16 protein-coding genes and 2 pseudogenes are annotated in these 21498 nt (G+C 68.0%); 10 read left to right on the plus strand and 8 right to left on the minus strand.

The annotated features are described in order from the left end of the window. Positions 1-94: 94 nt before the first annotated feature. From OIE49_RS36875 to OIE49_RS36885, 3 genes are all read left to right on the plus strand, one after another. The gene (locus tag OIE49_RS36875; protein ID WP_326800491.1) at positions 95-1270 is read left to right on the plus strand and encodes a hypothetical protein; all 1176 of its coding nucleotides are present in this window, start codon (positions 95-97) and stop codon (positions 1268-1270) included. Next, the gene (locus OIE49_RS36880) at positions 1267-2100 is read left to right on the plus strand and encodes a DUF4238 domain-containing protein (RefSeq protein WP_161240657.1); all 834 of its coding nucleotides are present in this window, start codon (positions 1267-1269) and stop codon (positions 2098-2100) included. Before OIE49_RS36875 ends, OIE49_RS36880 begins: the two co-directional genes overlap by 4 nt. 217 nt (positions 2101-2317) lie before the next feature. Continuing rightward, entirely contained in the window at positions 2318-2626 is a 309-nt protein-coding gene (locus tag OIE49_RS36885; RefSeq protein WP_237693697.1) for a DUF6207 family protein, read from the plus strand. Here the strand turns inward: OIE49_RS36885 and OIE49_RS36890 are convergent. Further along, complete coding sequence (locus tag OIE49_RS36890; protein WP_326806436.1) at positions 2539-2871, minus strand: hypothetical protein; 333 nt, start codon at positions 2869-2871, stop codon at positions 2539-2541. The two genes, OIE49_RS36885 and OIE49_RS36890, sit on opposite strands and share 88 nt — an antisense overlap. A 16-nt stretch (positions 2872-2887) precedes the next feature. Continuing rightward, positions 2888-3343 (minus strand): annotated as a pseudogene (locus tag OIE49_RS36895) (ATP-dependent DNA ligase); the annotation flags it as partial. A 374-nt stretch (positions 3344-3717) separates the two neighbouring features. On the opposite strand from OIE49_RS36895, the gene OIE49_RS36900 reads away from it, so the two are divergent. Next, positions 3718-5124 (plus strand): IS1380 family transposase, encoded by a 1407-nt coding sequence (locus OIE49_RS36900; protein WP_326800490.1) that lies wholly within the window; start codon positions 3718-3720, stop codon positions 5122-5124. 155 nt (positions 5125-5279) lie between these two features. On the opposite strand, the gene OIE49_RS36905 is transcribed toward OIE49_RS36900, so the two are convergent. After that, positions 5280-5462 (minus strand): hypothetical protein, encoded by a 183-nt coding sequence (locus OIE49_RS36905; protein WP_161240658.1) that lies wholly within the window; start codon positions 5460-5462, stop codon positions 5280-5282. Positions 5463-5650: 188 nt separating this feature from the next. Here OIE49_RS36905 and OIE49_RS36910 point away from each other — a divergent pair, with 188 nt between their 5' ends. Beyond that, positions 5651-8308, plus strand: coding sequence for a tetratricopeptide repeat protein (locus OIE49_RS36910; protein WP_161240659.1), 2658 nt, complete (start codon positions 5651-5653; stop codon positions 8306-8308). A gap of 489 nt (positions 8309-8797) precedes the next feature. Here OIE49_RS36910 and OIE49_RS36915 read toward each other — a convergent pair whose 3' ends face one another. Next, the gene (locus OIE49_RS36915; RefSeq protein ID WP_326800489.1) at positions 8798-9580 is read right to left on the minus strand and encodes a hypothetical protein; all 783 of its coding nucleotides are present in this window, start codon (positions 9578-9580) and stop codon (positions 8798-8800) included. Positions 9581-9700: 120 nt separating this feature from the next. On the opposite strand from OIE49_RS36915, the gene OIE49_RS36920 reads away from it, so the two are divergent. Continuing rightward, entirely contained in the window at positions 9701-10732 is a 1032-nt protein-coding gene (locus OIE49_RS36920; RefSeq protein WP_161240660.1) for a YaaC family protein, read from the plus strand. Between the two features lie 28 nt (positions 10733-10760). Next, a complete protein-coding gene (locus tag OIE49_RS36925; protein ID WP_326806434.1) occupies positions 10761-11735 on the plus strand; it encodes a DUF4238 domain-containing protein in 975 nt (324 codons plus the stop codon). 8 nt (positions 11736-11743) lie between these two features. On the opposite strand, the gene OIE49_RS36930 is transcribed toward OIE49_RS36925, so the two are convergent. Then, positions 11744-12172: a hypothetical protein gene (locus tag OIE49_RS36930; protein ID WP_326800487.1), complete on the minus strand. Its 429-nt coding sequence runs from the start codon at positions 12170-12172 to the stop codon at positions 11744-11746. A gap of 523 nt (positions 12173-12695) precedes the next feature. Here OIE49_RS36930 and OIE49_RS36935 point away from each other — a divergent pair. From OIE49_RS36935 to OIE49_RS36945, 3 genes are read left to right on the plus strand one after another with little or no spacing between them, the layout of a single operon-like run. Next, positions 12696-13910: an ABC-three component system protein gene (locus OIE49_RS36935; protein WP_161240663.1), complete on the plus strand. Its 1215-nt coding sequence runs from the start codon at positions 12696-12698 to the stop codon at positions 13908-13910. Further along, positions 13910-14395 (plus strand): three component ABC system middle component, encoded by a 486-nt coding sequence (locus OIE49_RS36940; RefSeq protein WP_161240664.1) that lies wholly within the window; start codon positions 13910-13912, stop codon positions 14393-14395. The genes OIE49_RS36935 and OIE49_RS36940 overlap by 1 nt, the downstream gene beginning before the upstream one ends. Then, entirely contained in the window at positions 14392-16344 is a 1953-nt protein-coding gene (locus OIE49_RS36945) for a DUF3732 domain-containing protein (RefSeq protein ID WP_161240665.1), read from the plus strand. The genes OIE49_RS36940 and OIE49_RS36945 overlap by 4 nt, the downstream gene beginning before the upstream one ends. Positions 16345-16405: 61 nt before the next feature. Here OIE49_RS36945 and OIE49_RS36950 read toward each other — a convergent pair whose 3' ends face one another. From OIE49_RS36950 to OIE49_RS36960, 3 genes and pseudogenes are all read right to left on the minus strand, one after another. Then, positions 16406-16639 carry a hypothetical protein gene (locus OIE49_RS36950; RefSeq protein ID WP_326806435.1) on the minus strand — a complete coding sequence of 78 codons (234 nt, stop codon included), beginning with the start codon at positions 16637-16639 and terminating at the stop codon, positions 16406-16408. A 318-nt stretch (positions 16640-16957) separates the two neighbouring features. Next, positions 16958-17365, minus strand: a pseudogene (locus OIE49_RS36955) (ATP-dependent DNA ligase); the annotation flags it as partial. Positions 17366-18380: 1015 nt separating this feature from the next. Then, positions 18381-20891: a DEAD/DEAH box helicase gene (locus tag OIE49_RS36960; RefSeq protein WP_161240666.1), complete on the minus strand. Its 2511-nt coding sequence runs from the start codon at positions 20889-20891 to the stop codon at positions 18381-18383. Positions 20892-21498: the final 607 nt, after the last annotated feature.

Raw genomic sequence — 21498 nt, forward strand, 5'->3', positions numbered from 1 at the left:
GCCGTAGTTGTCGGCCAGCCCTCCGAGGTGGAGCGGTCCGCCCCCTCCCGGCCGTGGGCGCCGCCCTCGTAGACCGATGCTCCCAATAAGCAAGGTGCTCCTGACGGCTGCGGCAGTAGGATCACGCCTCGGAGCGAGGGGCGATGACGTGACTGGGCTACTGGAACCGCTGGATGACTCGCAGCGCTTGCTGGTGGATCTCGTCTGGAGCCGGTTCTCCGACGCGGGTCAGTTCCCCAAGTACTTCTACATCGAGTACTTCATGCGTCAGCACGGCTACCAGGCTGAGGTGGTCCTGCGCAGCTTCCCTGGACCCGGCCCCCAGCTGCGGCATCCCGGCTACCGGGCGGTGACCTGGATCAGCAGCGGTGTCACGCCGGACCCTGACGGGCCCGTCCGGATCACCCTGGCGGCGCTGCACCACCTCCTGCACGATCCAATGGCCTCGCAGATCAGCCGGGCACTGCTGGCGTTCATGCGGCAGTTGACCAGCGCCCAGAAGCGGATCTTGGATTCCCCCTTCGAACGCCCGGACCTGGAGGTGAACCTGCGTGAGTTCCTCAAGGATTCGGGGCAAGGCGAAGGATCTGCGGAGCACATTGCGCAGATCGCGGCGGCCGAGTGGCCCGGAATCAGCTTCCAGGAGTCGGCTGGAGCCGGTCGGCTGGGCTACCTGACCGAGGCCACCTTCTTCACCACCGATGCCTACCTGAACGCCGTGACTGCGGCGCTGACACCGTCGGACCCGCCATCCGTGCTGTCGTACACCGACCCTCGGGCTCTGCTGCGCACGCTGAACTTCCTTGACCTCACTTGCGAGTTAGTCCTGGGCAAGGGCCTGGTGCCGCGGCCACCGATGGACCGCTCCAGCCTGCTGGCACTGCCCGCTTCGACGGAAGCCGAGTTTCAGGCCGGCGTCGTCGTCCTGAGCGAGATCCTGCGCGAGCTGGGCGTGCCGGGAAGGAGTCCGTCCCATGCCTTGGGGCGCCTCGGTGACTACCTGATGCGCCGCCTGCCCGGGATCGACCGAGCAGCCATCGATCCGGCGGTGCGGCGGCTCGATCAGATCCGGATGGTCCGCAACTCCTTCGTGCATCCCAAGCCGGATCCTGCTCTGATACAAGCCCACCATGACCTGGGGCTGGCCTTCCCCGTGCGGGACTTCGCCGTCGGCTGGGACAGCGTGCGCGCGCACGCCGCGGACAGCCTTGGCCGCCTCCAGGAGGAGATCCAGGCGGCGCGCGCCACTGTCGTACCGGAGGTGCCGTGAGCAGCGGGGACCGCCAGCACTACCTGCCCGCCACCTTGCTGGGCGGGTTCGGCGTGGCGCGCAGTGACCGGCTGCGCGAGGCAGAGCTGCGGTGGCGGCGACGTAACTCGAAGACGGTGCTGGCGACGAAGGCCGATGCGATCGGCTGGCGTTCGCGCATGTACCGGCTGACGAATCCGGCGCCCGGCGTGGATCCCGACGTCGTCGACGCCGTATGGGACATCATCGAGCCCCGCCTGCCGAAGGTCGTCGGTGAACTCGAGGCCGGCAGCACCGACCCGGTGATCCAGCAGGCCTTCCTGGTGTACGCCGCCATGGTCGGCGTACGCCACCCCGACTTCGGCGGTGCACTCAACCGCTGGTTCGCCGAGGCAGGCTGGCCAGCTACATCCGGCGACGCCCTCCAGATGGCCCGGCTGGAGGTCATGAGCAACGGGCTGCAGACCCTGCTGCCGAGCATGCGCTGGCGCTTCCTGCACAGTCCGCCGGACGCGCCCCGGTTCACCATCAGCGACCGCGGCTGGACCTACATCGGCCAGCATGATCGCCAAGGTAGGGGGCTGTACATCCCGTTGAACACGCGCGTCGCCGCTGTCGGCTGGGAAGGCCCGGCCGGCGGATTTGACCACCGGGTCCTGAGGCCGAACTACGTCCGGTGGCTGAACGCGGCGACCTGGACGGATGCCCCGGAGTTCGTGGTCGCGCACCCGCATAGCGAAGCGGAGCTGGAGGCTCAGCGCACTGCTCGCGAAGTCTCGGAGCGTGTCACTCTCGCGAACGGCGCCTTCCGGGACATTCCGGGGCGCCGGTATCTCTTTGACGAAATCTGATTCCGCCCCGCCGCTTCCGCGGGGGACTCGCGCCCCGCGGACAGGCTGAAGCCCGTCAGCCGACCACCGCGCCCAGCTGGACGAGCGTGAACTACCAGGGCACGGTCAGGCCGTTTTCTGCGCATGCCTCCCCCTACAGCTACTCCCAGACCACTCGGTCGGGTGAAGACACCGCGCGAACGGAACTTCGCCCGGGCGCCGGGGCGTAGTGCCGTACATGGACCCGATCAACGAGGCCCATGTGAGCGAGCCAGGCGGCCTGGTCGTCGTCGACGTCGCGGCCGCCGATGACGCGACCGCGCTCGCCTTCCAGCAGCTGCTTGCCGACCGGTGGGCGACGGCGACAGCGGAGCACACGACTCGCGACGCCCGGCGTACGGCTGCGCTGCTACTTGGACCTGCGCCAATTGATCAGCCCGACCGCGCCGAACGAGCCCATCATCGAAGCCGCACCACGGTGACCACCGCGTGCCGGATCGTACCTGCCACGACCTCCACCACCACATCACCGGCGACGGGTGTGTAGGAGTCGCCGTCCTTCGCGAACGCCCGCCCGGCCTGGGGGAGCAGGCGCGGGCCGACGACGGAGGCGAGCGCCGTGGTCAGCCGTTGCGAGAGCGCCACCCGCCCGTCGGGCAGCCGCACGGCGAGCGTCTTCGGATGCCGGGCCGTGCCGGTGAAGCCGACCACGGCGGCGTCGACCGTGTCCGCGTGCCTCACCTTCACCCAGATCCTGGTCGCCGCGTACGCCGATTTCAGCGGCTTCGCCACGATCCCCCTCCACACCCGTGCCTTCGAGCGACTCGTACCAGAGCAGGGCCTCGGCGCGGTCGGTCGTCGACCACACTGGCTCGATCGGCGGGCCGACGCCGGCGAGCACGTCCAGGAGGACCTGGCGGCGCTCCGAGTACGGACGCGGTCGCAGGTCAGGAACGCCCGCCGCAGGGTGGGCCAGGGCGTCGAACGCCACGTACGTCGCCGGGTGCCGGGCAGCGAGCTCCCGGGCCCGGCGGGGGCTGGACAGCGCGCGGGACTGCGCTGCGGCAAAGCTGATGTGCGCAGTGCCGTCGGCGCCGGCGACGTACACCACGGCCTCGCCGTCCAGGACCACACCGGGAAGCAAGCGCATGGCGGCCACGGCCAGGTCCATCCACAGTGCGGTGACGTCGCGGCCGGTACGCGACTGCAGCCGGACGTCGTCCTCGGTCCGCCACAGCACGGTCCGGTGGCCATCCTTCTCCAGAGTTCGCTATGTCTCATGAGGCAGAGCCATCGGCTCGATCGAACAGGCCAAGACCCGCCCGCTGTCCTGGGGCCCCGGCCGCCGTAAGCCTTCATCCCCCTCCGCTGAGCCGCTCTGTCGCGCATCGACCGCACCGCCGACTACGGCGCCTTCCAGGACGCCGCCCGCAGCCGGATCGACCTCGCTCTCGCGCTGGATGTGACCCGACCGCCGGCGGCACCGGGGAAAGCACGCCGGAATGCTGTGATGATTAGCCTCGCCGTTTCGCTTGAGCGGCGTCCGGATCTTGGGCGAGAACACGAAAGTGCCTTCTGACCTGGGACGATAGGGCTTGTCGAAGGCTTCTGTCGTTCCAGCAGGAAGGCACTTTCTGCGTGCACACTACCGCCTCGCGTCCCCAGCTCGCCGTCTCGGCCGACGGCCATGGAGTGGTCAGCCACGCCGGCTCCCGCCTGCTGGCCGATCTGGCCGATGCCACCGGCCTGACCGTCGCCTTCAACGACGTGCTGCGCAGGCTGCGGCCACGGGGTACCGGACACGCCCCCGGGCGGATCGCCGTGGACATAGCCGTGATGCTCGCCGACGGCGGCGAAGCAATCCGTGACCTCGGCATCCTGCGTGACCAGCCGACGGTGTTCGGCCCGGTCGCCTCCACAACGACCGCATGGCGGCTGCTGACCGACATCGACTCCACGATGCTCGCCGCGCTGCGGGCGGCCAGAGCCCAAGCCCGCGAAGTCGCCTGGCTGCAGGCCGCCGAAACCGGCGGGGGCATACCCGCGACCCGCGCCGCCGGGCGCGACCTGCCCGGCCTGGTCCTGGACATCGACGCCACACTGATCACGTGCCACTCCGAGAAGGAGCAGGCCGCACCCACCTACAAGGGCGGCTTCGGCTACCACCCGCTGCTGTGCTTCCTGTCGAACACCGGCGAAGCAATGTCCGGGCTCCTGCGGCCCGGCAACGCCGGAGCCAACACCGCCACCGACCACATCACGGTCCTCGACGCCGCGCTCGCCCAGATCCCCGGCGCCCACCGGCACGGCACCCCCATCCTCATCCGGGCCGACAGCGCCGGAGGCGCGAAAGCCTTCCTGGCCCACCTCCAAACCCTGCGTGAGAACGGCCTGGACCTGCGCTTCTCGGTCGGCTACCCGGTCACCGAACCAGTCCGCCGCGCGATCCGGGCCCTCCCCGACAACCTCTGGCACCCCGCCCTCGACCAGAACGGAACCCTGCGGGACGGCGCCGAGGTCGCCGAGCTGACCGGCATGGTCGACCTGGCCGGCTACCCGGCCGGCACCCGCCTCATCGTGCGACGCGAACGACCGCACCCGGGCGCCCAACTGTCCCTGTTCGACCAGGACGAGGGCCTGCGCCACCAGGTGTTCCTCACCGACACCCCCTTCGCGGGAGGCGGTTCCGCCCAGTTCCTGGAGGTCCGCCACCGCGGGCACGCCACCGTCGAAGACCACATCCGCACGGGCCAAAGCACCGGATTCGGCCGCTTCCCCTCCCGCCACTTCGCTCTCAACGCCGCCTGGTTCGAGCTGTCCCTGACCGCAATCGACCTGCTGGCCTGGACCCGCCTCCTGCTGCTGGACGGCGAGTTGGCCACCGCCGAACCCAAGAAGCTCCGCTACCGACTGCTGCACGCCGCCGCCCGCATCACCCGCGGCGGACGCCGCCTGCGACTACGGATCGCCACCACCTGGCCCTGGCGACACGAGCTGGCCAGTGCTTTCACCCGCCTGCAGGCCCTGCCCCGACCGGTCACCTGAACCGGGCACCACCTCCCCTGCCCACCCACGACCGAGGAGCCTGGAGAACCCGGCCGAGCGTCGGGCCATCGCCATGCGCACCGGCAGACCAGCAGCCAGAACCGCCCATCTCACCGGGACTACCCCGCGCAGCCTCCCGAAGCGAAACAGGGAGGTTAGTGGTAGGCGCTGACGGCGGTGAGGTACAGGGCGCAGGCCGTACCGGTGGCGCTGCCGCCGATCAGGAAGGCCCTGGCCGGGCGGGTGCCGCCGCGCCAGGCGGTGAAGGCGGCGGCGCAGCCGATGTGCAGGGCCATGGACAGTGCCAAAAGCAGTGACAGCATCTGGAACGTCGACATTGCGGTATCTCCCGTGGGTGAGCGGCCCCCTTGTGTGACCGGTTGAGAAGGACGCTGCCTGTCCGGCGCCGTGTCCTGCCCCTGTCTGCCGAGTAGCCGGACAGATCTGTCCCTGGGCTTCTGGTGACGGGCCTGGCCTCCAGGTGTCCGGTAATGTCCGTCCGGACACCGGCGAGCAGGGGGCGGCCATGGGCATGACGCCTGACTTCTTCGAGGACCTGCGGCGTGTGGGCGCGCTCAAGCGGGACCGTCTGGGCGGAAAACCATCGGACAATGCCCTGTCCAAGGCTCCGCGACCGCCGGTGTCCCGGGACACGGTCGGGGCGTGGCTGCGCGGGCGATTCCCTCAACGGCTGGAACCGCTGCTGGCCGTCTTGGAGGATATCCGGGCCGAGGCCGCCCGCCTGGGCATCCTGCAGACCATGGCCCCTGGTGTCCCGGGCGAGACCGTTGCCGATCTGCTGGCCGAGACCCGCTGGCGAAGTACGTGGGCCGACGAACAGCAGCGCCGGACGCAGGTGAATCTGGAGGCCGTCGAACGGCAGAAGGCCTACAAGGCCCTGGAAGACGACGAGCGGCGTGCCCGCCAGGCAGCGCTGCCGGACCTCCCTCGCCCCGTACGGTCCTGGACACCCCAGCGGCTCGGAGTGCACCCGGCCGTTCCCGGGTATCCCTCCGGGCCTCACGGCTCTGGGTTCGTCCTGCCCACCTACGTGCCCCGCCCGCACGACATCGAGCTGCGCGAGCGCCTGGCCGCCGCCATAGCCGACGGGGCTCCACCGCTGCTAGTGGTGGTGCGGGGGGAGTCATGCACCGGTAAAACCCGCACCGCCTTCGAAGCCCTGAACGCGACGGTGCCGGACGACTTCGAGCTACTCTCCCCTACGAACACCGACAACCTCCTGGCCGTGCTCGCCGCGAACGCCCTTGCTCCACGGACCGTGTTGTGGCTGAACGAGGCACAGGACTATTTGGCTGACCCCGCAGGCGAAGCTGCCGCAGCCGCGCTGCTTCGCCGTCTCGATGCCGACGGCCCCCTCATAGTGATCGCCACCCTGTGGCCCGACCACGACGAGACACTCACTGCCGCCCCCGGCAACGACGACCCGCACCGGCACGCTCGGACCTTGCTGGCCCAGGCCCACTACACCTTCCTTCCCCGCTCCTTCGCCGACGACCTGGACGCCGTCCGCAGCACGGCTGGCCACGACCAGTCCCTAGCCACTGCCCTTGATGTCGGCGGCGTCAACCTCACTCAGGCCCTGGCCGCCGGACCGGACCTGGTCACCCACTACGAGCACCCGGCCGGCGCGTACGGCATCTACGGCAGGGCTCTGATCAGCGCGGCCATGGACGCCTACCGGCTGCGGGTCAGCAGGCCTCTGCCGCTAGCGTTTCTGGAAGCCGCAGCACCCGGCTACCTCACCGACACCGAACGCACCAATGCCAGCCCCGACTGGTTCATCGGTGCCCTGGCCCACGCCCGCACCCTGATCAAACAGACCACCAGGCCACTGCAGGATCTCCCCCACCCAACCGGAATGGGCGCGCTGCCCAATGTGGTCCGCCTCGCCGATTACCTCCAACAGCACGGCCGCCGCACCCGTCGGCTGCTGTTCCCGCCCGTCTCGTTCTGGAACGCCGCAGCCGAACATCTCACCAGCAAAACCGACCTCACCCAGCTCGGGTTTGCTGCTCAGATCCGGGGCCGCTACCGCCACGCCGCAGAACTCTTCTGCGCAGCCGCCGATATCGGTAACCCCAATGACCTACTGCCTTTGGCGATGTTGCGAGAGGTAACCCTGGATTCCGACGGAGCCGAGCGGCTGTACCGTCTCGCCGCCGATGCCGGGAACCTTGCCGCCCTGCGGACCTTGGGGGACAAACGGGAGGCTGCTGGCGACCGAGAGGAGGCCGAACGGCTGTACCGTCTCGCCGCCGATGCCGGGGATTCCGCCGCTTTGCGGACCTTGGGAAAGAGGCGAGAGGCTGCTGGCGACCGAGAGGAGGCCGAACGGCTGTACCGTCTCGCCGCCGATGCCGGGGATTCCGCCGCTTTGCTCTCCCTGGCGAACTTGCGAGAGCCAGCTGGGGATCGACAGACCCTCGAACAGCTGCTTCGCGCCTCCGCCGATACCGGAGACAGCGAAGCCCTCACGGCCCTGGCGATGATGCGCGAGAGGGCCGGGGACTGTGACGAAGCCCAACAACTCGCCCTTCAAGCTGCCGATGCCGGAAACCCCGGCGCTCTACTGGCCCTGGCAACCATGCGGGAGAAAGCCGGGGGGCGAGACAGGGCCGAACGGCTGTTTCGTGCTGCTGCCAACGCTGGCCACGCTGTCCTTGTCGTGCAGATGGCACGGGTTCTGGAGAACCTTAAGGACTCGCGAGCCGAAGGCCTCTATCGAGCCGCCGCCGACAGCGCGAATCCCGCGGCCCTGCTGGGCTTGGCAAGACTGCGAGATGCGGCCGGAGATCGAGAGGAGGCCGAACGGCTGTACCACGCTGTCGGCAGTCACCTTGGGGCGGATCCGGCGCGGTCGCGAGAAGGGGGCAGAGATCGTGACAGGGCCGAGCCGTTGCCCCCCGCCGAGACCGATGCCGAGGATCTTGCAACCCTGCATGCACTGGCCGAGCTGCGATTGGTGAACAGGGACCGACAGGAAGCAGAACGACTCACTGTGCAAGTCATCAACGGCGCAGGCCTCTCGACCCTGGAAGACTTGGCGCGTATACGGGAGGAATCAGCGCCGGAGTATAAGCGCTATGGCCTTGACGCAGACGGCACGCTGGCCAAGCCGTGGGCGTGGCCAGAACCGCGCACCGCCGACAACGACCCAGCCTAGGGTGCGCATCCCGACCATTGATCGCGTCGAAGTCGATCTCCGGGTCGGTTTGCGACTGTCATCTGGGCGGCATCGGCGGCGCAGTGGTCGGCCCGGGCACAGCGGCTAAGTGCGACCTTCTTCGTATTCCGATAGAGGGCGGAGCAGGCATGAGCCACGGTGTCATCCGATGAGGCAACTTCAAGTGTCTGGAGAACCATCGACCTTGAGTTCGTACGCCCACGACGGACCCGTCGGCAACTGCGTCACGGGCCGCGCTAGGACAACGTCCACGGGCCACTCCACACCGTCAGCCTGCACCTTCGTGACACCGACTGCCTGCTGACGTACTTCCGCACGGCCAGCAGGCGGCCCGGGCGGCGCGACCGTTGCGGTACAGCCGCGCCGCCGCACGGCGCGAGCCTGGCCGCGCTACGCGACCGGGCCCTGAAGTGGTCTGTGGTGTTCTCGACTTCCTGCTGAGCGTGTCGCCGAACCGCCCGGCTGTCATCACCCACACGAGTGGCGCGCGCTCACACCGCGGCGGCCTCCTTCTCCTGCCGCCTGGCCTTCACAGGGCGAGCGGGGAGCGCCGGCCCTTTCCGACGTTGTGCAGCTGCTCCCGGTCGACCTCAGGGTGCGTGTCGACGGACGCCGTGGTGAACATCGGGGACCATTCATCACCGATCCGGCCCGCGACGTGCCGAAACGTACCTGACGCCGTTCCGTCGGCCGTACCCACATCAGGTCGCGCATGTAGTCGAAGTCGACCCTCCTCACGCCCAGCCTGGCGGCGGCCTGGTCCGGCCCGAGCGGCGCTTCGGCGGCGAGTCGCTGCGCGAGGCCCTTGATGCCGCAGACTGCCGCCACCTGGTCGGGGTTGATCAGTACGGCCTCTGGGTTCGCCGTCAGGCCGGTCAGCAGCCCGCAGGTGATGAGCCGGCGCACTGCGAAGGCGCTCACGACTGGCGGTTCGTCGGGCATGTTCGGCGTGTCCAGGGCTCGGGCGATCCGGTCCGCGGTCGCTGCGGCGGAGATCGGCTCGTGGGGGAGCGAGGCCTGGATCGCGGCGGCGTCGATCGCTTCCACAGTGGCCCGCGACCACTGGTAGGAGGAGGCGTCCGGGGCCGGGACGAGGCCGGTGTGCCGCGCCCACCGGAAGGAGGCGATCGGCACCCGGAGACGTCCGGCGGCCTGGCTTTCGTCGTACTCCGGTGCGTCGTGCGATGGGGGATCTTCCTCTCGCTCGGTCCGCCCGGAGCGGGCGAACCCGACCGTGGCAGAATGTCTCAAATTCTTTCAAGAACCTTAAAAACAGGGCAAGTTAGGACCATGCGCTTAGATCCGCGCCCGTGTACGCGAGGGAGAAATTCACCCAGCGGCGTCAACTCGACAACGGGTAGCGTCCCGGCCATGAGCGATCTCGACGCGGATGAGGCGTGGGAGCGGCTGCGGGCCAGCCGTTCCAATCCACCGGCCAAAGCCAGCAGCGCCTCCCGCCGCAAGACGTACACGGCGGCTCTGGAACAGGCTCAGCAGCTGTTCCACGCCGCCGCCGTTGTGGGCCCGGCCACGAGCCCGATCCTGGCCTTCTACGGCCTCAGCCAGGCCGGCCGCGCCATTACGGCCGCCGCCTGGTCCCTCAAGGGCGAGGACTGGCGCCTCGACACCCACGGGATCAAGACCACGGGGTTCCACTCGCCCTTCCCCGACATCGAGATCCGCACCGACCCGCCCGGCACCCAGGGCAGCTTCGTGAAGGTCAGCGAGGTCCTCGACTCACCCGTGTGGGAGAAGGACCCGCTGCGCCTGGAAGACATCTGGGATCTGCTGCCGACGAACCTCAGCTACCCGCTCACCACCAGGGACCGGCTCACCCCGCTCTACACAAGCGAGGGCAGCGTCGACGAAGGCGACCACTCCCTGCTCAGCGTCTTCGTGTGCAACATTCCCGACCGGATCGTCAAAGCCGGCACTCGTGAGGCGCTGGCCGACTTTCTGACGGTGTACCCGGCTGTCGCCCAGCACGAGAGCTACTCGAATGTGGGAGCGGCGGCGCTTCCGAACTACGTCCGTTACGACCACGGCGGGGGCCAGCTGTCGATGAACTGGCTGATGCCCGAGGGCGTGGGAACGGGGTTCGACGGGATGGCGACTATGGCCGAACGGCAGGCCCATCTGCGGACCCTGACCCGCGGCTACGCCGGGAGCCGGTACTTCCTGCCCATCCTGGGCTCGATGAAGCGGGAACTGCACCCGCTGATGGCCTGGTGGGCCGTGCTGTACACGCTGTCCATGCTCGCCCGCTACGAACCCGCGGTCTGGAACACGCTCATCAACGTAGACACCAGCAAGTACGCAGTCCCGATCGAACGGCTCCTGGAACGCGGCATCAACCACTTGCCCGTTTTGATCGCGGACACCATCACCGAGGTGAGCACCTGACGTGTCTGTGCCGAAACTCCATCACTACGTGCCGCAGAGCTATCTGGCACGATTCGGGCGAGGCGACATGGTCAGAGTGAGACGCCGGTGCCCGCCGAAGACGTACCTCGCCAACGTCAAGAACGTTGCTGCCGAGACCGGCTTCTACACGATCACGGACGAGAACGGCCTGCCCTCCACGGCCATCGAGCACGAGCTCAGTGGCCTGGAAGGGCAGGGGCTTGCCGCCCTGCGGCGAATAGACGAGACGGGAATGCCGCCGGCCGTCGGCAGCGACGACCGTGAGCTGCTCTGCCTCTACCTGGCTGTGCAGTTTGCCAGGACACCACGCAAGCGCACTGGTCCGCTCTTCGGGCGTAATGTCACCGCCTACGCAAACGGCCGGGAAGTCGACATGGCTCTCATGACCGAGTACCTCACGCGCAAGCATCTCGGTCACCCGCCACGGGAAGCCGAAGTCCAGGGCGCCTTCGACTACTACCACGGCACACGGGCGATGAACGGCGGCAACGACCCAACCCACGACGAAGCGGTCGCCGTGACCTTCAGCTCGGTCCGGGTGTGCATCCCGCAGTACCGTGCCCGGCACTGGCGCCTCGAGACCTGCCGCAAGCCGATCTTCCTCACCTCCGACGCACCCCTCGTGCTCTGGCGCCCGGAAACTCCGGAGGACGCCTACCGAGGGTTCGGCCTGGAGGGGGCTCACGAGATCAGATTCCCGGTCAGCCCCACAGCTCAGCTCGTCCTCGTCCCCGGCCACGGCACATCCGCGAAAGAGGTCAGCCTCAGCCGAGTGAACAGCTGCAACCAGGACCTCGCGGACACCTGCGAACAGGTCGTCATCGGGCACCCGGACCGGCACGCCGCGCTCGACAGGGTCCAGCTGAGCGAGCGCGGGCCCACGCTGCGCTTCAACACGGCCCCCGGCTTCCAGGAGAACCCGGACGGCACGGTAGAGCCCATGGGGAAGGACATCCTTCATCTCTGGACCACTCGCCGCTGACAAGGCGGCTAGTGGTCCCAGGGCCGCGGCAGCATGTGCCACAGGGTTCTAGGCCAGTCGGGCGGGTTGATCAGGAACTTGTCCACCAGGCGGGCTGTGAAGGACCGAGCGGCGCCCTGGGCGGCCCCCTGGATTATCGCGGCGGTCAGGCCAGCACCGGCAGCGGGCTGCTGCCGAGCCGGTGACGGGTCGGGTGGCTGGACGGGCGCGGGCACGTTGTCCCGGGTCATGATGCTGCTCCCTTGAGCAGAGAGATCGAGGACAGCGGACACCTGCGTGGTGTCGTCCGCGGGGGTGTGCGCCGCGCGGTCGGCGGTCCTGCTGCGGCTCTCTGCCTGAGAGCGTCCCTGTGGAGTCTCGGCCCGGCCCAGGGTGGGCGTGTTCAGCGTAGCCGCGATCGGCGCGGGTATTCCCTCGGTCGTTTGGTGGGTGGTCATTGCTCTGGCCTCCGGGGTGAGTTCGGCATGGCGGACGGGACGGTGACAGGTCTCAGGTGCGTGCGTCTCGTCCTTGCGGCATCGGCTTCTTCACCCTGTAAGGCCGGAAGCCGGCCCCCGGACAGCAGCGACCGGCGAGGAAATTCGAGGGCATGACGAAGGCCCGGACGCCTGGTCCGGGCCTTCGCTCTCTCTGTACCTGTTATGGGGCGCTGGGAGTCACATGTGACGTGCGCCTTCTACGTCCAGCGCATACTGATCGCGGACTGCTGCTCCACCCGCTCCGGAGCCAACGTCGCGGCCCCGGACGCTGGTGGCCGATCCAGGCGCCCAGCTTCAGCTCCCGCTCCTCCTCGCAGCTGCCGCCCTTCCTATCGCCGGCGACGATCTGCTGGCTCTTGCCCGTTGCGGACCAATCAGGTTGGTGGCCTGGGAAGCGTCACGATTGCGGTACCGCCTATGTGCCCAGCGTCACATGCGTGCGAAGATCGCTGGCAGCTCGACAGGATGGGTGGAGGGGGCTATGGCGGCCAAGGACGATCAGTTCGAAGCATCTGCTTCAGCGCTCGGCTACCTCTACCAGTTCGCCAAGGCGCTGCAGTTCTGCATCGAGCAGTGGGTGGGCGGACTGGAGTGGAGTGTTGCTGTTGAGGCCGCCGACGACATCGAGAAGCATGCCGGGTCGGTGAGAGAGCTACTTCAGCTCAAGCAACGAGCAGACGGCACGCGGCTGACTGACTCGGCCCCCGATCTGTGGAAGACGCTTCGGATCTGGTGCGAGGCAGCTACGGCCGGGCGGATCGACCTCGCCGAAACGAACCTCTTCCTGATGACGACGGCCGAGCTCCCGCCAGACAGTGCCGGCTATCACCTGCAGCCCAAAGCCAGCGGACATCGTGACGAAGGCAAGGCCCTCACCTTGCTGCGGGCGGCCCGTGAAGCATCCTCGAGCGACAAGCTGCAGAAGGCATTTGCGGCTTTCGACGGGCTGGAAGCCGATGGGGCTGTAGGACACAGCGCCCTGCTTGCCCGGATCGACGTCATCGGTGACGCTCCGCGGATCGACGAGGTCCGCGAGACGATGCTCGGCCATGCGGCCCTCGTGGTGGGGCACGACCTCGCTAAGTCCTTCCTCACCCGCCTCGAGGGATGGTTCTACGACCGGGTGATCGAGCAGATGCGCACACCTGGCGGCGCGCCCATCACCGGCGAGGAGTTCGACCAGATCTTCAGCGATCTACGCCACCAGTTCGGTCCCAACAATCTGCCTATCGACCCCGATATCGCCGACCTGAACCCTGAGCCTGCCGAGTCCGCCGACAAGATGTTCGTCCGCCAACTTGACCTGATTGGCGTCGGATCCGAACGCATCCGTCTCGCCGTGCGGGACTACGTGCGGGCATTCAACCAACGATCGCGCTGGTCGGAGGAGAAGCTGCTCCGCGTAGGAGAGCTCGGCAGATACGAGCGCAGGCTGGTTGAGGAGTGGCAGGCGCGCTTCGCGGACATGCGGGAGGACCTCGGAGACGACGCAACCGAGGAGGAGATGAAGCGGGAGGCCAAACTGATCTATCGCTGGGTTGACCGGGAGGCCCGCGCCCAGATCCGCACCGGCCTCGAAGAAGTGTTCATCCCCAAGGGCTCATACCACATGCTCGCCGACGAACTACGGGTCGGCTGGCATCCGGACTTCACCGCCCGGCTGATGGCCCTCCTTGAGCCGACCGGAGCACGCTGATGGCGGCAGTCGAACTGAGCCGCGAGGAGCGGGCCCTGTACAACCCGGCGTTCACAGCGGTGCTGTGTACCCGGGCAGTCCAGGGCTATGACAAGGAGTACGCGGCTCCGTGCCCGTTGCAGGTGGCCGTGACAGCTGCCGTTATGGCCCTGCAACCATCCATCCGGGCGGTCCTGCCGGCCACCACGGGAACCGGTCTGATGGGGTGGCTGGACGAGAACGACGCCGTGCGAGTCGCCATGACACGCCACGCGGCCTCGTTGGCTGCGGTCGTGCGCCCCGGCCTGCTGTTCGCGTTGCAGAGTCACATCCTGCACTGGGACAGCGAGGGACTGACTCTCGTTCCCCGCGCACTCACCAAAACGATCAAGGGCGACACGGAACAGAGCGTCGCCATCCAGAAGGCTGCCGTCCAGCTCGGGCGCTGGCTGCCCAGCACCGGAAGCTTCAGTACCGTCCTGACCCTCCTTGGAGTCAAGCCGTGACCTTTCAGATCCAGGCGGTCACCATCTACGGCAAGAAGCCCGGCCAGATGCGCACCGTGCCCTTTGATCCCGGCACCCTCAACATCGTCACCGGCGACTCCCGACGCGGCAAAAGCGCACTGCTGACCATCATCGATTACTGCCTCGCCAGCAACGGCTACCCTGTCAAGGCTGGCAAGGTCCGCGACTACGTCAGCGTCTACGCCCTCACTTTGGTCAAGCCCGGCCAGCAACTCTTCGTCGCCCGCCGCGCACCCGAAGGCAAAGCCGCCGTCAGCACCGTCCTGTGCATCCTCTCGCAAGCCCCCGGCACCCCGCCTCCACCGCTGCAAGAGCTCAAGTTCGCCACCCCGCTGGACGCGGCAAAGGACATGCTCAGCGACTTCTGCGGCATCGACCGCACAGTCCGCGTACCAGCCGTTGGCCGAGCCCAGACCATCGCCCCGTCCATCCGCCACGCCCTGTTCTTCTGCCTCCAAGCGCAGAACGAGGTCGCTAACCCAGACCTGCTCTTCCACTCCCAAGGCGAGGAGTGGCGACCCAACACCATCCGCGGTGTCATCCCGTACTTCCTGGGCGCCGTAGACCCAGAGCAGGCACTGCGTCGCAACCGGCTTCGCCTCCTGCGCCGCGACCTCGCTGACCTCGAAACCGCGCTCGCCCCCTCACGGAACCTCGACCCCGCCGCCGGCCAGGCCCGCGCCCTGCTCATTGAGGCCGTCGAAGCGCACCTGGTAGCACCCCTGACCAATCCAGAGCCATCAGCCGACGAAGTGCTGAGCCTTCTACGCCAGGCCATGAACCACACCGGCCCCCCGCCTGAGCAGGACAGCGACGAGGATCCCCTCAGCGCACTCACCACGCGACGCAACGAGCTACGCGGCCTCCACGGACAGACCCGTGTAAAGATCGCCGATCTCAAGCGAGCACTTGCCGAGAACACGGACTTCACCACCCAAGCCACCGAGCAGCGTGCCCGTTTGGTCTCCCTCGGCCTGCTCCGCCGAGACCCCGAGACCTCCAACGCCTCGCACTGCCCCGTGTGTGATAGCAGCCTTCCCTCCGCCAACGACACGGTCACCGCCCTCACCCGCGACCTCGCACATCTGGACGGCGATCTCCAGGTAATCGGTAGCGACACCCCAGCGATTCAACGCCTGATCAGCCAGGAGGAAGAGCGCCTGCAGGAACTGCGCTCTGCACTCGCCCGGAATCAAGAAGAGATCAACGAAGTCACCGCGGGGATGCGGGCCCTACAACAGGAACCCGACGACGCTCGCCGCGCCGCCATGGTCCAGGGACGCATCAGTCTCTACCTGGACACCGCCGCTCGCCGCGCAGTAACCCCTCAAGTGGAAGACCGGCGAGAAGAACTCCGTCAGCAGATCGCCGACCTGGAAGAACTGCTCAGCGACGACACACAAGGCGAGCGCCTCGCCAGCTACCTCTCACTGATCAGCCAGAAGATCACCAGTAAGGCCGCAGGGCTCAGCCTCGAGCATTCGGAGAACCCCATCCGGCTCGACGTCAACCGCCTCACCGTCATCGCCGACAAGGCCGATGGCCCGTTGCCCCTACCCGAGATGGGCAGCGGAGAGAACCACCTCGGCTACCACGTAGCAGCCATGCTCAGCCTTCACGAGTGGTTCACTGAGCACCGCGCACCCGTGCCTCGTGTCCTGGTGCTCGACCAACCGTCGCAGGTCTTCTTCCCGCCCGACCACACAGGCGAAGCCATTCTGGGAGCCAACGACCGCCACAAGCTGCTGAAGATCTTCCAGACAATCCATCAGACGCTGCGCCTGCTGGAAGGCCAGTTCCAGGTCATCGTCATGGAACACGCCGACCTGGACCACCCGGACTTCAGCCCATACGTAACCCAGCGATGGCGCTACGACACCGATCAAGCACTCGTACCTGCCGACTGGATTGAGGAAGAGGCTGACTGAACGCCTGGTCTGCAACCTGATCGTGTCGCGTCGATTGCGGCGTAGGGGCGGTCAGCGTGGCTCACTCGTCGAACAGCGGTACCTGCGCCACGTCGACGTCCGCGCGGATGCGGTGAGGGCCGGCCGGGTGCCGCCACCGGCGGGCACTGTCGCGGGCGACGTCGACGCCGACTTCCGTCACGACATCCGGCTGCACCAGGACGGCATAGAGGGTGTGCTGCGTTCCCCACCCTGCTGAGAACGTCCAGCCCGTCCACGGGTGCGCGCCGTGCGGCGAGGCCAGATGGTCGGCCACAGCGCGGCCGGCGGCCCGGGACAGAGTGGTGCGGCGGGCCGACGTACTGCAGGCGACCCGCCGGGTCGTAGCGTCCCAGCAGCAGCGTGCAGGGCGCGGCAAGCGACCCGGTGACCGCGCCGATAACGGCCTTCGTGGTGACCCGCACCTTGTACTTCCGCCACGACCGCACGCACCCGCGATAGGACTCCCCCAGCCGCTTGAAGCACAGCCCCTCCACCGCGGCCGCCGTCCAATCCAGCCACTCCCGAGCCAGGGCCGGGTCGGTCGTCGACGGGCACAGCGTGAACGGCGCCGACAGCCGCGCTCCGCGAACAACGCCTCCAACGCCGCACGGCGCCGCGCGTACGGCCAGCCGGTCAGGTCGTCACCTCGGTGGACCAGGTCGAAGGCCACGAAGTGCGCCGGCCACTCCCGTGCCGCCTGAGCGGCAGCTGCCCCGCGCCGGGGAGGTCGCTGCTGCAGCCGCTCGAATGCCAGCCGATCCCGCTCCCACACCATCAGCTCGTCCAGGATCACGCCCGGCGGCAGGCGCATCGCGGCCACGGCCAGGTCCGTCCATAGCACGATGACGTCGCGGCTGGCCCGCGACTGCAGCCGGACGCCGTCCTCGGTCCGCCACAGCACGGTCCGGTGGCCGTCGACCTTGATCTTGTAGGCCCACGACGGGCCCGTCGGCAGCTGCGTCACGGGCTGCGCGAGGGCGACGTCCACCGGCCACTCCACCCCATCAGCCTGCCCCCGGTGGACACCGGTCGCCTGCTGGCCACAGGTAGCGGTGCTCGAGCGTACTTACGCCTGTACTTGCGTCAGTCCTTCCTCTGGGGCTGCAAAACGGGCCCTGAGGTGGCGTGTTCCCCAAGGCCCAGGGCCGCACAGCGCTTCGAGAATCACCATGAAATGCGGCAAAGTGGGCATGCGGGCATTTCAAATTCAGGAACTTTCGAGCGCTGGACGCCCGTGAAAGCCTCTGAAAGCCTCCAGGAGCGATTTGGGTGCTCAGAAATGAAATCACGCGCCGGGAACCGAAGAGCTTTCTGGTCGGCAAGTTTGTCGGGTACGATGGTGCCCGCACGCCGGACGCATCTATGGATTCGTTAGGGTGGGGTTCGGCGGGTAGATAAAACAAGAACCGCCCCCTGGCTGGGAGGCGGCTCCTGTAGGTGATGGCCGGGCTGGGCCTATCGCTTCGTGATCACGTCGAGCAGCCACTCAACCAGCGTGACCACGAAGGTCCAGAAGTCCCAGTTCGGTTCATCGTCGTCCCCCATGGTGTTTCTCCTGCTTCCGGTGCGCCGGAGGGCTCTCCTCCGGTCAATTGACCCGGAGGGGTGCGGCAGGTGGACACTTCGAGAAACGCCCGTGGTGGATTCTACGGTCTTTCAGGGCGTCTATCCGACCCGTCTATAAGGGCAAATCAGAACAACATCCTTCATTCCGGACAGAATTCAGGGATCACGCCTCCGTAGGTCCCTCGTTCGGGTGAACATCGGCCCTTTCTGGTGAGCTCTTCCGGGTATTCCGATAGACGGTGCGCGCAGCCCACGCCTCTGGACTCGCCCCTCACACAGCGAACCAGGACGACGGCGGCCTGGCGGATCCGGCCGCCGCGCCCCCACGCTCCGGTGAACCGCACCTGGTCCTCAGCCCAGTCGCTGCCACGGCCGTACCCGGCCCACCAGGTAGCCCACCACCAGAGCCACGGCGGCCGCCGTGATGACCGAGGCGTTCCCGCTCATCGTCAGGACCACCGCATCCCGATCGCGGACAGCTGCTCGCGCCGGTCCTCCGACAACGTCGCCGCACGCGAGCGCTGGTTGCTGACCCATGCCCCCAGACGGAACTGCAGTTCCCATCCCTCGTCCGAGAGCACGGTCTCCACGTGGCTGCGGGGGACGATCAGATGGCCCTCACGCTCGTAGAACTGCTTCGCGGCGGCCAGGTTGGCGGCCCACTTGTCGGCCTGCGTACGGCGCGGCTGGGGCTTCTCGTCCTCGGTGGCGGGCTCGATCCCGAGGACCTGCTCCAGCATCCACTGCTGCACTCCGGTGAGCTTGTCCCAGCCCAGCCGCTGGGCACGCACCCACCGCCCGAGGTCCTCGCCCTGGCGCAGGACGTCACCCGGCTCGGTCGGCAGTGCCTCGCCCTCGTCCAGGTGCAGCCGGGTGAGGTGGAACGCCCGCTGCCACTCCACCGGCCAGGTGGGGCACCACGAGGCGTCGATCTCCTCCAGCTGCTCGCGCCGGTCCTCCGACAGCGCACCGGCCACCGATCCCACCGGCAGGCCCTCGGCATGCCGCTGCTCGATCTCGGCTGCCTTACGGGCGGCGGCCCGGGCGTTCTTGAGCCAGATGCCCACCTTCGCGCCCTGGTAGGTGGCGTCCAGCGGAGCCAGGAGGTGCCCGTTCTCGGCAGCCCAGCCGCGGGCAGCGGCCAGGCCCTCCTCCCATGCGACGTCGAAGTGCGACCACACCATGCCCAGCTTCTCCAGCTGCTGGACGCGGTCCTCGTCCATGTCCCCTCGGGCGTAGAAGCGACGGGCATCTGCGATCCACTGCCCCAGCGGGAAGTTGCCCAGCGCGGCCGGCCACCCCGCCTCCACCGCCTCCGGTCCCTTCGGCACCCGGTACGTGAACGGCACCTTCAGGTCGCCGAACTCGCGCGTGTACAGCACGGCGGCCTCGACGCCGCGCCGCCAGTGCTCGTGCTCGGGGTTGAGGACCCGCAGGTTGATGAACGCGGCCAGCTGCGCCGGGTCACGCGGCGTGGAGAACTTCAGCAACGCCTTCGCCGACGCGGACGGCCCCCCGTCCCTGCCGCTCTTCTCCTTGCCCTGGGCGTCCTTCTGGACCGGCTTGTAGCGGCTCGGGGCCTGCGGTTGGGCCAGCTGTTCGACGATGCGAGTGTCGTGCGCCCTGAGCGCCTCCAGCAGCTTCGCCAGCCCGCCGAACGCCCGGCTGGTGAGCATGTTGTCCGCCGTCTCCCCGGGCGCCAGCAGCACCGGCACCACGAGGGATGCCATCTTGCCCTCGCCGGGCTGCATCCGCAGCGCACGGCCCACGGCCTGGACCAGGTCCGGCATCGAGCCGCGCACGTCGGCGAAGTACACGGAGTCGCAGTTGCGGGTATCGACGCCCTCGCCCAACACCTTCACCGAGCTGAGGAACGCCTTCTCCACCACCGTGCCGTCCGTGGCGATCAGGGAGGAGAACTCCCCGAGCACACGCCGGCGGTGCAGCGCCTTGTGATCCCCGCACAGCCAGTCCGCCCACACCGTCGCCGGGTACAGCTCCGGATCGGCGGCGTGCAGCTGCGCGGCGACATCCGGGACCCCGGCCGAGAACGCCTCGGCCTCCTTGACGACGTGATGGAACACGAGCGTGCGCTTGAAGGCCTCCTCGGCTGACGCCTTCACCAGGGCCGTCTGGAGCGCGGCGAGCCGGGCGCCGCGCATCTCGTCCGACCGGCCCTCGGCACCCAGCAGCAGCACGGCCTGAAACTGCGTATCGGTGATGTCCACACACACCACCTGGTACGGCGCACAGATCCCCCGGTCGATCGCCTCCGACAGCGTCAGCGTGAAACACCGGCTGCCGAACGGCCCGTCCTGGTCGTCCTCCATGCTCGCCACCAGCTCACCCGGGGCACCGCCCTGCTCCTGGTCCTCGTCCAGCTGCCACAGCCGGGGCGTGGCCGTCATGTACAGCCGCCGCAGCGACGGGATCCGCAGGTTGTCGTGAACGACCGCCCACGGCTTGCCGATCCGGCCCGAAGTCCTGTGCGCCTCATCGACCACGATCAGGTCCCACGCCGAAAGGCCGGCGGCATGCGCCCGCTCCAGCGTGCCCAGACCCAGGCTGGCGTAGGTGGCGTACACGGTGACCTTCTCCAGGCCCCTCGTCCACTCCACCAGCTCGTCCACGTCCGTGGTGTTGGGAAAGGACACCTCCTCACCCCGCAAGGAGGAGACACCGATCATCGGGCCCCTGCGGCCGCCCTCGCGCCATGCGGCCTCGGTCTGGGCGAGCAGATCCAGCGAGGGCACGAGGACCAGCACCCGGCCCGCGTGGAGCTCTTCCGCGCTCCGGACCGCCACCCGTGTCTTCCCGGACCCGGTCGCCATGATCACCTGTGTCCGCAGACCCCGCTCTGGCACCAGCGATCTTGCAGGGAGTTCAAGGGCGCGCAGTACCGCGTCAATGGCTTCTCGCTGGGCGGCCTCACGCTGATCCGCGCGGTTCGTGGTCGACATTCCTGTCTGCTTTCTCCTGGGTGATGCCCTGTCGGTTCGAGCGATGGGAAACGGGAAACCTGCACGTAGAGGCGCCAGAAGGGCTACGGTGGGAGTGGCTCGGGTGGTTGGCTACTCTGCCTCACCGAAGCACACGCAAGGGTCCTAAGCGGATCTCGATAAGCCTCCGAGCGTTCCAAGGGTGGTGCGCTCTGAGTCCAGAGTCTATCTCGTGCTTCAAAATGAAGCAGCAACAAGAGAGAAAATCCCTCGAACGTGGCACGATTACGATAGTCTGGCCCAGTCGGAGCCGGAAAGCAGCCTGACGGGAGGTCACGTGATCGTGGTCTCAAGTCCACTCCCAGTCCAGCGCTTCCAAGCCCCTCTGACTTCCCGTCACCCCTCCTGCTGCTGCTTTCCTGGCCGGTTCCCCAGTAGGCGGGGAGGGTTGGGGCTGGAGCGCAGCGGAGGCCCCGTTCCGGGCTCAGGTGGGGGCCGGCCGCATTGCGGCCGTGGCTCGTGGCGCGCAGCGGCGCGAGACTAACTCGCATGCGCAGCATGCGAGTTGACGTCAGGTCACGCAGTGACCTGACAGGCGCTCACGCGGAGCGGGAGCGCAGCCACCGTG

Source organism: Streptomyces sp. NBC_01788 (assembly GCF_035917575.1).
Lineage (GTDB): Bacteria > Actinomycetota > Actinomycetes > Streptomycetales > Streptomycetaceae > Streptomyces.